The organism is Bordetella ansorpii, assembly GCF_900078705.1.
Taxonomy (GTDB): domain Bacteria; phylum Pseudomonadota; class Gammaproteobacteria; order Burkholderiales; family Burkholderiaceae_B; genus Bordetella; species Bordetella ansorpii_A.
Map to the genome: position 1 here is coordinate 765,505 of NZ_FKIF01000001.1, position 13,154 is coordinate 778,658.

The window sequence follows — 13,154 nt, forward strand, 5'->3', positions numbered from 1 at the left end:
GGCGGGCGCAAAGTCGTATGGTACGCCGCCGACTTCGCGGCAGGTATCATGCACCGACATGACAACATCAACCGCCTGCGCCAGGAGACGCGCCCCGTGAAAATCGTCATTGCCCCCGACTCGTTCAAGGAAAGCCTGTCCGCCCCCGCGGCCGCCGAAGCCATCGCGCACGGCGTGCGCCAGGCCTTTCCCGGCGCGCAGACGCTGTGCGTGCCCATGGCCGATGGCGGCGAAGGCACGGTGCGGGCGGTGCTGGCCGCCACCGGCGGGCAATGGCGGGAAAGCCCCGTGCAAGGCGCATTGGGCGAAGCCCGCCAGGCCGGCTGGGGCTGGCTGGCCGACGGCACGGCCGTCATCGAAATGGCCACCGCCGCCGGGCTGGAACTGACGCCCCCGGCGCAGCGCGATCCGCTGCGGGCCAGCAGCCATGGCGTGGGCCAATTGGTGCGTGCCGCGCTGGACGCGGGCGCGCGCCGCATCATCCTGGGCCTGGGCGGCTCGGCCACCAATGACGGCGGCGCCGGCATGCTGGCGGCGCTGGGCGTGCGCTTCCTGGACGAACGAGGCGCCGAACTGCCGCTGGGCGGCGCGGCCCTGAAACGCCTGGTCCGCCTGGACACCCGCGGCCTGGACGCACGCCTGCGCGAGGTCAACGTCGAAGTCGCCTGCGATGTGGACAACCCGCTGTGCGGTCCGCAGGGCGCCTCGCACATCTTCGGTCCGCAAAAGGGCGCCACGCCCGAGCAGGTGCGGGAACTGGACGCCAGCCTGGCACGCCTGGCCGACGTGTGCGCGGCCCATCTGTCGCGCGACCTGCGGGACACCCCGGGCGCCGGCGCGGCCGGCGGCCTGGGCTATGCCGCCCTGGCCTTCCTGGACGCGGCCTTCCGGCCCGGCGTCGAGATCGTGGCGGAGCTGGGCGGCCTGGAAGCGGCCTTGGAAGGCGCCACCCTGGCCTTCACCGGCGAAGGCCGCATGGACGCGCAGACGCTGCGCGGCAAGACGCCGGCCGGCGTGGCGCGCATGGCGCAGCGCGCGGGGGTTCCGGTGATCGCGCTGGCGGGATCGCTGGGGGAAGGCTACGAGGCCCTGTATGCGGGCGGCGTCACCGCCGCCTTCAGCCTGGCCAGCGGCCCGATGACTTTGCAGCAGGCCTGCGAGCAGGCGGAAACGCTGCTGGCCGCCCGCGCGCGCGATGCGATGCGCCTGTGGGTAGCCGCAGGCAAGCGCCGGCTGTAGACATCAGGACAAGGCCCCACGGCGCAGGGCCGGGCGCCGGAAAACCGGCGCCGTGCGATGGGATCAGCGAACCACGCCCGCGTCGAGCAGCACGTCGGACAGGCGGATGAACTTGTCCACCGCCACCTCCTCGGCGCGCGCCGTGGGCGGAATGCCGAGATCGTCCCAGGGCACATGCGCCGCCCAATCGGCCAGCACACGGCGCAGCATCTTGCGGCGCTGCGAGAATGCCCGCGCCACCACCGTCTCGAAGGCGGCATCGCTGCGCGGCTTCAGCCGGTCCGCCGGCAGCGGCAGCATGCGCACCACCGCCGACACCACCCGCGGCGGTGGATCGAAGGCCTCGGGCGGCACGTCGAACAGTTTGAACATGCGGTAGCGCGACTGCAGCATCACGGTCAGGCGGCTGTAGTCCGCCCCGCCCGGCTGGGCCACCATGCGGTCGATGACCTCGCGCTGCAGCATGAAATGCTGGTCACGCACGTGCTCGACCGCCGTCATCAGATGGAACAGCAGCGGACTGGAGATGTTGTACGGCAGGTTGCCGACCACGCGCAGATCGGCGCCGAACCCGGCGAAGTCGATCGTCAGGGCGTCGGCCTCGACCACGGTCAGGCGCTCGGCGGGATACTGCTTGCGCAGCCGCGCGGCCAGGTCGCGGTCGATCTCGACGGCCGTCAGATGCGACAGCCGCTCGAGCAGGGGTCTGGTCAGTGCGGACAGGCCAGGGCCGATCTCGATGACGCGGTCATCCTGCGCCGGGCCGATCGCCCGCACGATGGACTCGACCACGCTTTCGTCGGTGAGGAAGTTCTGGCCGAAGCGCTTGCGCGCCTGATGCTGGGACATTATTGGGTATTACCTTGCCTGTCGCGCGCCGCCCTGGCAAGGCAGGGCGGCGCGCGGACGGCCTAGCGATAACGCTGCTCGATGGTTTCGCGCTTTTCGAGGCGGTTATCGATGTACGCCTGGCCACGCAGGTTTTCGAGCCAATCCTCGAAAGCCGGTGCGGCGCGGCGCTCGAACAGGATCTGGCGAGCCTGCATGCGCTGCATTTCGTCGGTGACGTCCTGTTCCCGGCGTTCGAGCACCTGGATCAGGTGCCAGCCGAACGGCGACTGCACGGGCTGGCTTATTTCGTTGGGCTGCAACGCGTTCATGGCGGCCTCGAACGTGGGCACCATCTCGCCGGGGTTGGTCCAACCCAGGTCGCCGCCCTGCGGCGCCGTGGCGTCCTGCGAGTACTGGCGGGCCATCGCTTCGAAGGTGGTGCTGCCCGAGACGATACGCTGGCGCACCTGTTCGAGGCGCTCGCGGGCCTGCTGGTCGGTCATCACCGCCGAGGTCTTGATCAGGATGTGGCGGGCATGGGTCTGCGTGACACGCACCGGGCCCTGGCTGGCCTGCGTGGACGCCGCGAACTGGCCGCCCGGCGCGGCGGGCTGCTGTGCGCCCTGCGGCGCGGCCCCTCCGCCCGAACGCGCCACCACCTTCAGGATGTGGAAACCGTTGCCGCTCTGCACCAGGTCGGAGACCTGGCCAGCCGGCAGATTGCCGACCGCGCGGATGAACAGGTCGGGCCACCCGTCCAGCGGGCGCGAGCCCATCTGGCCGCCTTGCAGCGCCTCGGGACCGTCCGAGCCCGCGGCCGCCAGGCTGGCGAAGTCCTCGCCCTTGCGCGCGCGGGCCAGCAGGTCCTCGGCCTTCTTGCGCAGCGCGGCGATGGCTTCCGGCGACGATCCCTCGGGCACGCGCACCAGGATCTGCGCCAGCGTCAGCGACACGGGGCCGGCGGCCTGGGGGGCGGCCTGCGCCGCCGCCGGCGCCGACGGCGCGCCGCCCGCGCCGCCGAATTGGCCGCCGCCACGCGCCTGGTCCTTCAGGAAGGCATCGATGTCGGCGTCGGTGATGATGATGCCGGAGTCGACCGTACGCTGGCGCAGGCGATCCAGGCGGATTTCGTCGCGCAGCGTGCGGCGGTACTCTTCCCAGGCCACGCCGGACTTCTGGACCTCGGCGCGCAACTGATCGACCGACAGCTTGTTGCGGTTGGCGACCATGGTGATCGCCTGGTCGACCTGGGTATTGTCCACGCGGATGCCCAACCGGTCGGCTTCCTGGCGCTCCAGGCGCTCCATGATGAGGCGCTGCAGCACCTGGCGCTGCAGCGTTTCATTGTCGGGCACGGCGATCTTGCGGCGCTGCAGGTCGACCACGGCCTCTTGCGCGGCCTGGCGCACTTCGCGCAGCGTGATCACGTCCTTGTTGACGATGGCGGCGATGCCGTCGGCGAACTGTTCGCCCTGCTCGGCCGGTTGCGGCGCCGCAGACTGCTGGGCGGCTGGCGCTCGCGCAGCCACCGGGCGGTGGCTGCCCTGATGGGAACCCTGCTGGGCGAAGGCCGGCGCGGCCCCCAGGCTTGCGCACAGGGCCAGCAGCAGTGCATTGCCGGACGTGCGGCGCGGGTTCTGCAATCTACGCATTACTCATACCTTTCAAATGACGTGCCGGGCACGGGGCGCGGCGTAACCGACTGATAGCCCGGAATACTGCGATTGAGCAGCCCGATGGGATCGGTGCCCAATGCGCCGAGACCGGTGAGCTCGAGTTGGAAGAACAGCGCGGTATTGGTGTCGGCAGCCGAGACCGCGTAGCGTTGGAACACCACTCGGCCCGTCCAGCAGCAATCGCCTTTGTACTCCACACCCGCGATGGCCTGCGTGACGCGGGGCGATTCGGCGATCGTGCTGCCGACGGAATCCTCGGAGCGCAACGAATAGTCGATGCGGCCGACGCCGTACCAGCGCTTGGTGAAGGGCCATTGCATGCCCAGGCTGATCTGGTTCTGGCCGCGCGGCTGGTACGACACGCCGGGCAGCGGATCGCGCTGGTAACGGTAGGCCAGCGAGATCGAGGTCAGGCGTTGCGGCGACCAGCGCGCGGCCAGGTAGGTGCGCGCCCAGCGGTTGTCGTACGGGTTGTACTGGGCCGCGACGTCGGTGCTCAGCGTATCGGTCAGCGCGGCGCTGGCGCCCACCAGGAAGTCGGAGCGCACGTTCTCGCGCGGGGTTTCGTAGGGCAGCGTGACGCGCTGGTCTTCGAAATAAATGCGTTGCGCCGCCGACAGCGACAGGCGCTCGAAACCGCTATCGGCGTCGAGCCAGCGCGTGGTCAGGCCCGCGGTGATCTGGTTGGCATTGGAGATGCGGTCCCAGCCGCCGACGTACTGGTTGGGCTGGAAGGCCTGGGCGAAGCTGAAGTCGGCCAGCGTGGTGTCGTAGACGGGCAGCGTCGACTGGTCGCGGTAAGGCACGCGCAGGTAGTAGATACGCGGTTCGAGGGTCTGCAGCGCGGCCCTGCCGAACAGCGAGGAATCGCGTTCGAAGATCATGCCCGCATCCACGGAGCCGATGGGTACGGTGCGCGACTCGGTACCAGGATAGACGCCGGTGCTGCCCAGGCCATTCCAGTCGCCGCCATGCCAGTTCGTGTTGTATTGCGTGTAGTTGACACCGACCTTGGGAATGACGAACCAGCCCGGCCGCACAATGGGATACGCCAGTGTCGGATAGGTCTGGAAGCGGTCGCCTTCGGCGCCGGATTGCTGGCCCAGGAACAGCGGGCGGCGGAAGCGCACCGCCGTGGACGTCCATTCGGCGTCAAAACCGTTCCAGTCGTAGCGGGCCCCCTTCAGGAACAGCTCGGGCTGCTTGTCCAGCGGCGGCTGGATGGGCGCATCCGGATCCTGGAGCGTGCGGTACTTGTAGACCTGGACATAACTCTGCCAGTAGGTGCTGCTCCAGCCCAGTACCGCGCGGCGCGGCAGGTAGGTGGTGGAGGCCTCGTTCAGGCCCAGCGTGGACATGTCGCGGAAATAGTTGTCGTCCGAGACGTTGGCCAGGTCCCACATGCCATAGAAGCCATTGCCGAACTGCTGCGTATGTACCCAGCGGTACATCCAGCGGTCCATGTCCGCTTCCCTGTCATTGGGCAGATAAGTGCCCTGCAGGATGCCGCCATAGCTGGACCCCAGGTAGCGCCCCTCGCCGCCGAGCTGCAAGCCGCGCTTGCCCAGGAAGCGCGGCGTCAGCGTCATGTCATAGTTGGGCGCGAGGTTGAAATAGTAGGGCGTCGCGATGTCGATGCCGCTCTTGCTGGTCGTACCGTAAGTGGGGACCAGGAAACCGGACTTGCGCTCGGCCTTGATCGGGAAGCTGAGAAAGGGCGACGCCAGGATGGGCACGTCCTTGAAGTACAGCACGCCGCTGCGCGCCACGCCTTCGTTCTCGTCGAAATCCAGGTCGACCGTATCGGCCTTGATGTACCAGGCGGGCCTGTCGCACGGGCAACCGCTGAAGGTGACCTGCTTCAGGCGCATCTGCGACTGGCTGAAGATGTCGGCATGGGATGCCTGGGCGTGGCCACCCGTGGCGCCGATCCAGAAATTCGGCTGCTCGATCTCGCCGCTGTAGGTGTCGACGTTCAAGCGCGCCGAAGGGCCCGTGATCAACGTGCCGTCGCGCAGGATGCGCGCACTGCCCTGGATGTCGACGTCGCCGGAGTTGCGGTCGTAGGTGATCTGGTCACCCTTGATGATGCCGTCGATACGGCGCACCTGCGCATTGCCCTTCAGCACCAACTGCGAGTCGGCGCTGCCCTGCATGTCGTCGGCCTCCATGTGGGCCGGAATCTGGTCGTCTTTCAGACGATGCAGGCGCAATCCGGAGGAGGTTCGCAACTGGGGAGCCTGGCGCAGGCCCAGGACCTCGACGCCCGTCGAGGCGTCCGGCGGCGACGAGTCCGGTCGGCTTTGGGCCTGCACGGCCCCGGCAACGCAGACTGCGGAGAGAAACAAGCACCGGACCATGCGCACGAACGAGTCGACCTTATCGATGAGGAAACGACCAACCGCATGGGCTGGAGCGACCCGGTATTATAGAGAAGCCGCGAGACAGCCCAATACCCGGGCAATCACGGCCCCGGCCCTGGCCGGTTTCCCCGCTTTTCGACCCTGAGACGGCCGCCTTGAGCACATCCCCCGATTCCCGCCTGGAACAGATCCAGGCCTGGCTTGGCAGCCTGCCCGCCGACCTGGCGCTGCAACCCGGCAGCCTGCGCCCCGCGTCCAGCGACGCGAGCTTTCGCCGCTATTTCCGGCTGGATGCCGGCAACGGCACCGCCATCGTCATGGATGCCCCGCCTGCGCACGAGGACGTGCGCCCCTTCCTGCACGCCGGCAACCTGCTGCGCGATGCCGGCCTGAACGTGCCCACCGTCCTGGCGCAGGCGCCCGAGCAGGGCCTGCTGCTGCTGTCCGACCTGGGCAACGACACTTATTACCAGCGCATCCAGCAGGGCCTGGACGACGCGCGCCTGCAGGCGCTGTACCGGCAGGCCCTGGCCGCGCTGGTGCGCATGCAGCAGGCGGCGGTCACCGGCCTGCCCGCCTACGACGCCACGCGCCTGGCCGCCGAACTGGAATTGTTTCCCGAGTGGTACGTGGGCCACCACCACGGCGCCACCCTGGATGACAAAGAGGATGCCGCGCTGCGCCAGGTGTTCCAGTTGCTGGCCGGCAGCGCGGACGGCCAGCCCACGGTCTTCGTGCACCGCGACTTCCACTCGCCCAACCTGATGGTCTGCGAGGATCCACGCCACGGCCCCAACCCCGGCGTGCTCGATTTCCAGGATGCCATGGCGGGTCCGCTGACCTATGACCTGGCGTCGCTGGTCACGGACGCGCGCACCACCTGGGAAGAACCGCAGCAACTGGACTGGGCAATCCGCTACTGGGAAATGGCGCGCGCCGCCGGCCTGCCGGTGGACCCCGACTTCGCCGAATTCCACCGCGCCTACGAGTGGATGAGCCTGCAGCGCAACCTGCGCATCCTGGGGGTGTTCGCCCGCCTGAACCACCGCGACGGCAAGTCCGCCTATCTGGCCCACATGCCGCGGGTCAATACCTATGTCCGCCAGGTGGCGACGCGCTATGGCGTGTTCGCCCCGCTGGTGCGGCTGCTCGACCGCCTCGACCGGAAAGAAACCTCGGTCGGATACACCTTCTGATGCGCGCCATGATCCTGGCCGCGGGCCGCGGCGAGCGCATGCGCCCGCTGACCGACCATACGCCCAAGCCCCTGCTGGCCGCCGGGGGCAAGCCCCTGATCGTCTGGCACCTGGAGCGCCTGGCCGCCGCCGGCATCCATGAGGTGGTCGTCAACCACGCCTGGCTGGGCGAGAAGATCGTCCGACAACTGGGCGACGGCGCGCAATGGGGCCTGCACATCCGCTACTCGGCCGAACCCGCCGCGCTGGAAACGGCCGGCGGCATCCTCCAGGCCCTGCCGCTGCTGGGCGCCGAGTCCTTCCTGGTGATCAACGGCGACATCTGGTGCGATTGGGATCCGGGCCAGGCGCCTGGGCTGGCACGCCGGCTGGATGCCGAGCAGGCGGACGCCTGGCTGCTGCTGACGGACAATCCGGCGCATCATCCCACCGGCGACTTCGCGCTGCGTGCCGACGGCCGCGCGGCGGATGACGCCAGCGTGCCCAGGCTGACCTTCGCGGGCATCGGCATCTACCGGCCCCGCCTGTTCGACGGCCTGCCGGGCGGCCAGCCCGCCAAGCTGGCGCCGCTGTTGCGCCATGCCATGGCGCGCGGCGCGGTGCTGGCCGAACGCCATGCCGGCCGTTGGGTCGACGTGGGCACGCCCGAGCGCCTGGCCGCGCTGGACGACGCGCTCGCCGGCAGAGGCTAAACTTTTCACGGTATCAACGTAAGCAACCAGAATTGTCTGCAAGGCCCCATCACGGCGTGCAGCAGGTATCCTCTGGTATTTTCGCCCGCAGCAGGCTGACAGCCCGGTGCGGCACGACTTAGGCATAGGAAGTCTTTTGCATGGCATTCGGACGATCGCAGCGGGCAGTCTTCAAGCCCTCCGTTTACCAACCGGGCAAGCGTAGCCGGCGCCTTCCGCGCTGGCTGGTGCTGCTGCTGGTGGGCATCGGTCTGGGCGCGGGCGGCGTGCTGTTCCTGCAGACCAATTACGGTCCGCAGCGGCTGACCGCCGAGCAGTCCGAGCAACTGCACGCCGAGCTCAGCGCCTCCAACCTGGAACGCCAGCGCCTGCAGGCCCAACTGGACGAAACGCGCGCCCAGCGCGACGCCAACCAGACCGCCCAGCAACAGCAGACCGCCGACCTGGCCCAGGCCCGCGAGCGCGTGCAGGCGCTGACCCAGGAGATCGCCATGTTCCTGGACGCCATTCCGCCCGATCCGCGCGGCGGCGACATCGGCGTGCGCTGGGGCGAGTTCCGCCAGCAGCAGCCGGGTCAACTGGCCTACCAGGCACTGATCATGCGCGAGAAGGAAGGCGGCCAGACCTTCCAGGGCAACATCACCCTGGAAGTGTCGGGCAACTACAAGAATGGCCGCCGCGACGCGGTCACGTCCGAACCCATCGCCATCAAGCTGGATCGCTACACGCACGCGCAGGGCTCCATGACCCTGCCCGACGGCTTCACGGCGCGCATGGTCACGATCCGCGTGGTCGATCCGCAATCGCGCCAGCAGGCCATGCGCATCTATTACGTGCGCGGCTGACAGGACGGATAGACTCATGCCCCGGGTCTCACGGGAACAAGCCGGCAAGAACCGCCTCGCCATCGAGGCCGCTTCTTCCCGGCTGTTCCGCGAACGGGGCATCGACGGCGTCACCGTTGCCGATGTCATGGCCGCCGCCGGCCTGACGCACGGCGGCTTCTACGGCCATTTCGAATCCAAGGACGCCCTGGCGGCGCTGGCCTGCGAACAAGCCTTCACCGAGGCCGTTGCACGCTGGCAAGCCGTGGCGGCCGGACGCGCCTCCAGGCAGGCCCTGGTCGACGCCTATCTCAGCAGTCCGCACCGCGACCACCCCGGCAAGGGATGCCCGGCCGCCGCGCTGGCCGTGGACGTCGCCCGGCACGACGGCGAACCGCCGGTGCAGGATGCCTATACAGAAGGACTGAAGCGCCTGCTGGCCGCCATGGCCAGCCAGCAGGACGGCCAGGATGCTCCTGCCCGCATGCGTGCGGCCATGGCGCAGTTGGCCACCATGGTGGGTGCGCTGATGCTGGCCCGCGCCACCCGCGGCGACACGATATCCAACCAGATACTGGCGGCTGCGCGCGATGCGCTGGCCCAGCCGGACGCCGAAGCGCCCCGCCGTCCGCCACGCAAGGGCTGATCAGCGATTGCCGGGCCGCCCGGCGCGCGGCCGTGGCGCTTCAGCGCCTGCTCACGCCTTCCTTGGCGCTCCCGCCTCCAGATCGAAGACCAGCAACGTGGACGTTGCGGTGGCATAGACCCGACCCTGCGCATCGGCCAGGGTCGCCTCGGCAAACGCCACCCGGCGGCCCTGCGTCTGCACGCGTCCCTCGGCACGCACCAGCCCGGTATCGCGCGTGATGGGGCGATGGTAGGCCACCTTCAGTTCGAGCGTGGTGTAGCCCTGTCCGGCCGACAGGCGGGAATGCACGGCACAGCCGCAGGCCGAGTCCAGCAGGGTCGCGGCATAGCCGCCATGCACGGTCCCGATCGGGTTGTAGGCATGATCGCCGGGCACTCCCGCGAATACCGCCCGGCCTGCCTCGATCTCGATGAAATCGAGATCCAGCGACACCATGATTCCGGGCTTGCGGCCGGACCGCATCAAGGCACGCAACTGGCCCAATCCATCCAGCCCACCGCCGGTTTCTTCCACCAGACTCATCGCTTTCCGTCTCCATTCGTGGTGTAGCGGCGGCCGCGCCGCCCAACTTGGATTTTTATCATCATTTATTTTGGCGGGCGATCGGCCTGCCCGCCCCCATACGGGTTTGCCCTCTCCGCAACGACCCGGATTGTGGACATTGAATGACAAGACATACTCTACCGCTTGCAGGTAATCCATTCCCCCTTCGCGGGCGATCCGCGTCACTTGCAGCGCATGCGTGCGTGCGTTCGGATGGGGAACGGAAAGAGACTGCCGGCGGATGAGTGCGGCTTCCACGCCACACATCGAAATCGGGCTGCGGCGACCACGCAACAGCCTCGTGCCGCCATGACAGGGCCACAAGCGCATGCTACGCGTGCGCGTGTGCAAGCATGTGCGCCAGCGCGCGCGCCCACGGGCGCACGCACGCGTTCAACTTTGATGCGTGCGCGCGCGTGAGTCCGCATCGCCTGGCGGAAAGTTCCAAAAATATCCCTGCCGCGTGATTAGGTACGTATATGGAAAACTCTTTCCATATAACCAACCTTTTCCCTCCCCCCGTGTAAACCCTAGACTCCCCTCAGCTCGATTGGCATGCCTCGCCGGTGCGTGGCGCAAGCGAACAGAGCCAAAACAACTCAGGAGTCCTTCATGAAAAAAACGCTGCTTGTCGCCGCTCTGGCGATTGGTTTCACGGGTGTCGCTCAAGCTGAGACCTCGGTTACGCTGTACGGCCTGATCGACGCTGGCCTGGGCTACGAGCAAGTCAAGGGTAGCAACGGCTTCAAGCAAAGCCACATCGGCGCCACCAACGGCGTGAGCAGCGGCTCGCGTTTCGGCATGCGCGGCACGGAAGACCTGGGCAACGGCCTGAAGGCGATCTTCACGCTGGAAGCCGGCTTCAACAATGAAACCGGCACGTCGAGCCAAGGCGGCCGCCTGTTCGGCCGCCAGGCCACGGTCGGCCTGGCCAGCGACAGCTGGGGCACGCTGGAATTCGGCCGCCAGAAGAACTTCGCGTCGCGCTTCTTCGACTCGATGGATCCGTTCGGCACCAGCTTCACCATCGCCGGCGTGGGCGCCACCTTCGGCGCCGCCAACTCGACCCGCCTGGACAACATGGTGATGTACCAGACCCCGAGCATCGGCGGCCTGCGCCTGGGCGCCGGCTACTCGTTCAACGCCGACGGCGCGGGCAACTTCGCCACGAACAGCAACAACCGCGTCATCACCCTGGGCGCCCGCTACACCAACGGCCCGATCGACCTGGTCGCCACCTATGACCGCCTGAACCCGTCGTCGGCCGGCGCCGACCGCGACAACGAAGTCCAGCAGTACATCCTGGGCGGTTCGTACGACTTCGAAGTGGTCAAGGTCGTGGCCGCCTGGAGCCAGACGTTCGATGGCTGGTTCACCGGCCTGAACCTGGGCACCACGCCCACGGGCAACCAGCAACTGGGCACCTACCGCGTGGCTGACGGCTTCCGCGCCGACTCGATGATGCTGGGCGCCACTCTGCCGCTGGGCGCCAGCAAGGTCTTCACGTCGTGGCAACGCGCCGACGCCAAGAACGATCTGCTGACGGGCGACGACAAGACCACCAACATCTTCAGCGTGGGCTACACGTACGACCTGAGCAAGCGCACCAACCTGTACGCCTACGCCGCCTATGCCGACAACTACGCCTTCCAGGACAACCTGAAGGACACCGCAGTCGCCGTCGGCATGCGTCACCGGTTCTAAGGCGCAGGGGGTGAGCAGACCCCCGAGGCACGCCGGACGGGCGACCCGGACACACGCGGTTTATCTCCGTAGGCCGCGAGTGACAAGCAGCGATCCCCCCCGTCCAGCCTGACCGGCATGCCGCGCGCCAAGAAGGGTAGGGCCTCCCGCAAGGGAGGCCCACTCGCATTCTGGGACAGTAAAAACGCCGACCGGCCTCAGTTCGCGCCGCGCCAGCCGCGCACGGTGTCGTCGATCTCGGCCAGCAAGGCCTCGCGGCGCACCGTATCCAGCCAACTGGCCTCGATGCTGTTGCGCGCCAGCGCCACCACGTCGTCCTGGGTCAGCCCCAGCGCCTGCACGCAGGCCGTGAAGTTGGCATTGACGTAGCCGCCGAAATAGGCCGGATCGTCCGAATTGATCGTGACCTTCAAGCCGCGCGCCAGCATGTCGCGCAAGGGATGCTTGCGCAGGTCGGGATAGACCTTCAGCTTCACGTTGGACAGCGGACAGACCGTCAGCGGCACCTGCTGGCGCGCCAGGCGGTCCAGCAGTTCCTCGCTTTCGATGGCGCGCACGCCGTGGTCGATGCGCTGCGCGTGCAGCAGGTCCAGCGCTTCTTCGATGTACGCCGGCGGCCCCTCTTCGCCCGCGTGGGCCACCACGGGCAAACCCAGCGCGCGGCAACGGGCGAACACCTGGCGGAACTTCGACGGCGGATGGCCGTGCTCGCTGGAATCGAGGCCCACGCCGTCGATGCGGTCCAGGAAAGGCCGCGCCTGCGCCAGCGTGTCCAGCGCCTCGCTTTCCGGCAGGTGGCGCAGGAACGACAGGATCAGGCGAAAGCTGATGTCGAGTTCATCGCGGCCACGCACCAGCGCGCCGTGGATGCCATCGATGACCTCGGCCATCGGCACGCCCCGCGCGGTATGGGTCTGCGGATCGAAGAATATCTCGACGTGGCGCAGATGGTCGGCCCGCGCGCGCAGCAGGTAGGCCCAGGTCAGGTCGTGGAAGTCCTGCCGCGTGCGCAGCACGTCGGCGCCCGCGTAGTACAGGTCCAGGAAGGATTGCAGGTCGGAGAAGTCGTAGGCGGCGCGCAGCGCCTGTACGTCGGGCCATGGCAGCGTCACGCCATGGCGGCCGGCCAATTCGAAAGCCAGCTCGGGTTCCAGCGTGCCCTCGATGTGCAGGTGCAGTTCGGCCTTGGGCAGTGCGCAGGCCAGCGCCGCGATGTCGGGCATGGGGAATCTCCTGGAAGAACGCCGCCCGGCCCGTCGGAGGGGCGGCAAGAAAAGCCGGCGGCGGACCGCGCCGGCACATGCGGCCAAGCATAGCGCAGCCACGCTGGCAACGGCCTGGGCCCTGTCCGCCGGTGAAATCGTGCAGGACGGGTTAAAGACCGGCCAGCCGCGTGCCGTAGACCAGGGAAATCCCGGCATACGCCCGCTCGTCCAC

General features: G+C 68.2%; 11 protein-coding genes. 6 read left to right on the forward strand and 5 right to left on the reverse strand.

Annotated elements, in window-relative coordinates:
* The first annotated feature begins 96 nt into the window (after positions 1–96).
* Positions 97–1,239, forward strand: coding sequence for a glycerate kinase (locus A6745_RS03095; RefSeq protein ID WP_066123770.1), 1,143 nt, complete (start codon positions 97–99; stop codon positions 1,237–1,239).
* A 63-nt stretch (positions 1,240–1,302) separates the two neighbouring features.
* Here A6745_RS03095 and rsmA read toward each other — a convergent pair whose 3' ends face one another.
* The 3 genes from rsmA to A6745_RS03110 form a co-directional block, all read right to left on the reverse strand.
* Positions 1,303–2,088, reverse strand: coding sequence for a 16S rRNA (adenine(1518)-N(6)/adenine(1519)-N(6))-dimethyltransferase RsmA (gene rsmA / locus A6745_RS03100; RefSeq protein WP_066123353.1), 786 nt, complete (start codon positions 2,086–2,088; stop codon positions 1,303–1,305).
* 62 nt (positions 2,089–2,150) lie between these two features.
* Positions 2,151–3,722: a peptidylprolyl isomerase gene (locus A6745_RS03105; RefSeq protein ID WP_066123356.1), complete on the reverse strand. Its 1,572-nt coding sequence runs from the start codon at positions 3,720–3,722 to the stop codon at positions 2,151–2,153.
* The gene (locus A6745_RS03110) at positions 3,722–6,112 is read right to left on the reverse strand and encodes an LPS-assembly protein LptD (RefSeq protein ID WP_156513261.1); all 2,391 of its coding nucleotides are present in this window, start codon (positions 6,110–6,112) and stop codon (positions 3,722–3,724) included. The genes A6745_RS03105 and A6745_RS03110 overlap by 1 nt, the downstream gene beginning before the upstream one ends.
* 152 nt (positions 6,113–6,264) lie before the next feature.
* On the opposite strand from A6745_RS03110, the gene A6745_RS03115 reads away from it, so the two are divergent.
* From A6745_RS03115 to A6745_RS03130, 4 genes are all read left to right on the forward strand, one after another.
* Positions 6,265–7,305, forward strand: a complete 1,041-nt coding sequence (locus tag A6745_RS03115) for an aminoglycoside phosphotransferase family protein (protein ID WP_066123364.1) — start codon at positions 6,265–6,267, stop codon at positions 7,303–7,305.
* A complete protein-coding gene (gene murU, locus A6745_RS03120) occupies positions 7,305–7,997 on the forward strand; it encodes an N-acetylmuramate alpha-1-phosphate uridylyltransferase MurU (protein WP_066123367.1) in 693 nt (230 codons plus the stop codon). Before A6745_RS03115 ends, murU begins: the two co-directional genes overlap by 1 nt.
* Positions 7,998–8,137: 140 nt before the next feature.
* The gene (locus tag A6745_RS03125) at positions 8,138–8,842 is read left to right on the forward strand and encodes a DUF6776 family protein (RefSeq protein ID WP_066123370.1); all 705 of its coding nucleotides are present in this window, start codon (positions 8,138–8,140) and stop codon (positions 8,840–8,842) included.
* 16 nt (positions 8,843–8,858) lie between these two features.
* Positions 8,859–9,467, forward strand: a complete 609-nt coding sequence (locus tag A6745_RS03130; RefSeq protein ID WP_066123373.1) for a TetR/AcrR family transcriptional regulator — start codon at positions 8,859–8,861, stop codon at positions 9,465–9,467.
* Between the two features lie 51 nt (positions 9,468–9,518).
* On the opposite strand, the gene A6745_RS03135 is transcribed toward A6745_RS03130, so the two are convergent.
* Positions 9,519–9,992 carry a PaaI family thioesterase gene (locus A6745_RS03135; RefSeq protein ID WP_066123374.1) on the reverse strand — a complete coding sequence of 158 codons (474 nt, stop codon included), beginning with the start codon at positions 9,990–9,992 and terminating at the stop codon, positions 9,519–9,521.
* 633 nt (positions 9,993–10,625) lie between these two features.
* Between A6745_RS03135 and A6745_RS03140 the strand changes: the two genes are divergently transcribed.
* Positions 10,626–11,717 carry a porin gene (locus A6745_RS03140; protein ID WP_066123377.1) on the forward strand — a complete coding sequence of 364 codons (1,092 nt, stop codon included), beginning with the start codon at positions 10,626–10,628 and terminating at the stop codon, positions 11,715–11,717.
* A gap of 197 nt (positions 11,718–11,914) precedes the next feature.
* Here the strand turns inward: A6745_RS03140 and A6745_RS03145 are convergent, their stop codons facing one another.
* Positions 11,915–12,940, reverse strand: a complete 1,026-nt coding sequence (locus tag A6745_RS03145; protein ID WP_066123381.1) for an adenosine deaminase — start codon at positions 12,938–12,940, stop codon at positions 11,915–11,917.
* Positions 12,941–13,154 lie beyond the last annotated feature (214 nt).

Excerpts from the sequence above, each read along its gene's own strand:
- A6745_RS03125 (WP_066123370.1), top strand. The coding sequence starts at position 8,138 with ATGGCATTCGGACGATCGCAGCGGGCAGTCTTCAAGCCCTCCGTTTAC.
- A6745_RS03140 (WP_066123377.1), top strand. The coding sequence starts at position 10,626 with ATGAAAAAAACGCTGCTTGTCGCCGCTCTGGCGATTGGTTTCACGGGT.
- murU (WP_066123367.1), top strand. The coding sequence starts at position 7,305 with ATGCGCGCCATGATCCTGGCCGCGGGCCGCGGCGAGCGCATGCGCCCG.
- A6745_RS03105 (WP_066123356.1), bottom strand. The coding sequence starts at position 3,722 with ATGCGTAGATTGCAGAACCCGCGCCGCACGTCCGGCAATGCACTGCTG.
- A6745_RS03130 (WP_066123373.1), top strand. The coding sequence starts at position 8,859 with ATGCCCCGGGTCTCACGGGAACAAGCCGGCAAGAACCGCCTCGCCATC.
- A6745_RS03145 (WP_066123381.1), bottom strand. The coding sequence starts at position 12,940 with ATGCCCGACATCGCGGCGCTGGCCTGCGCACTGCCCAAGGCCGAACTG.
- rsmA (WP_066123353.1), bottom strand. The coding sequence starts at position 2,088 with ATGTCCCAGCATCAGGCGCGCAAGCGCTTCGGCCAGAACTTCCTCACC.
- A6745_RS03135 (WP_066123374.1), bottom strand. The coding sequence starts at position 9,992 with ATGAGTCTGGTGGAAGAAACCGGCGGTGGGCTGGATGGATTGGGCCAG.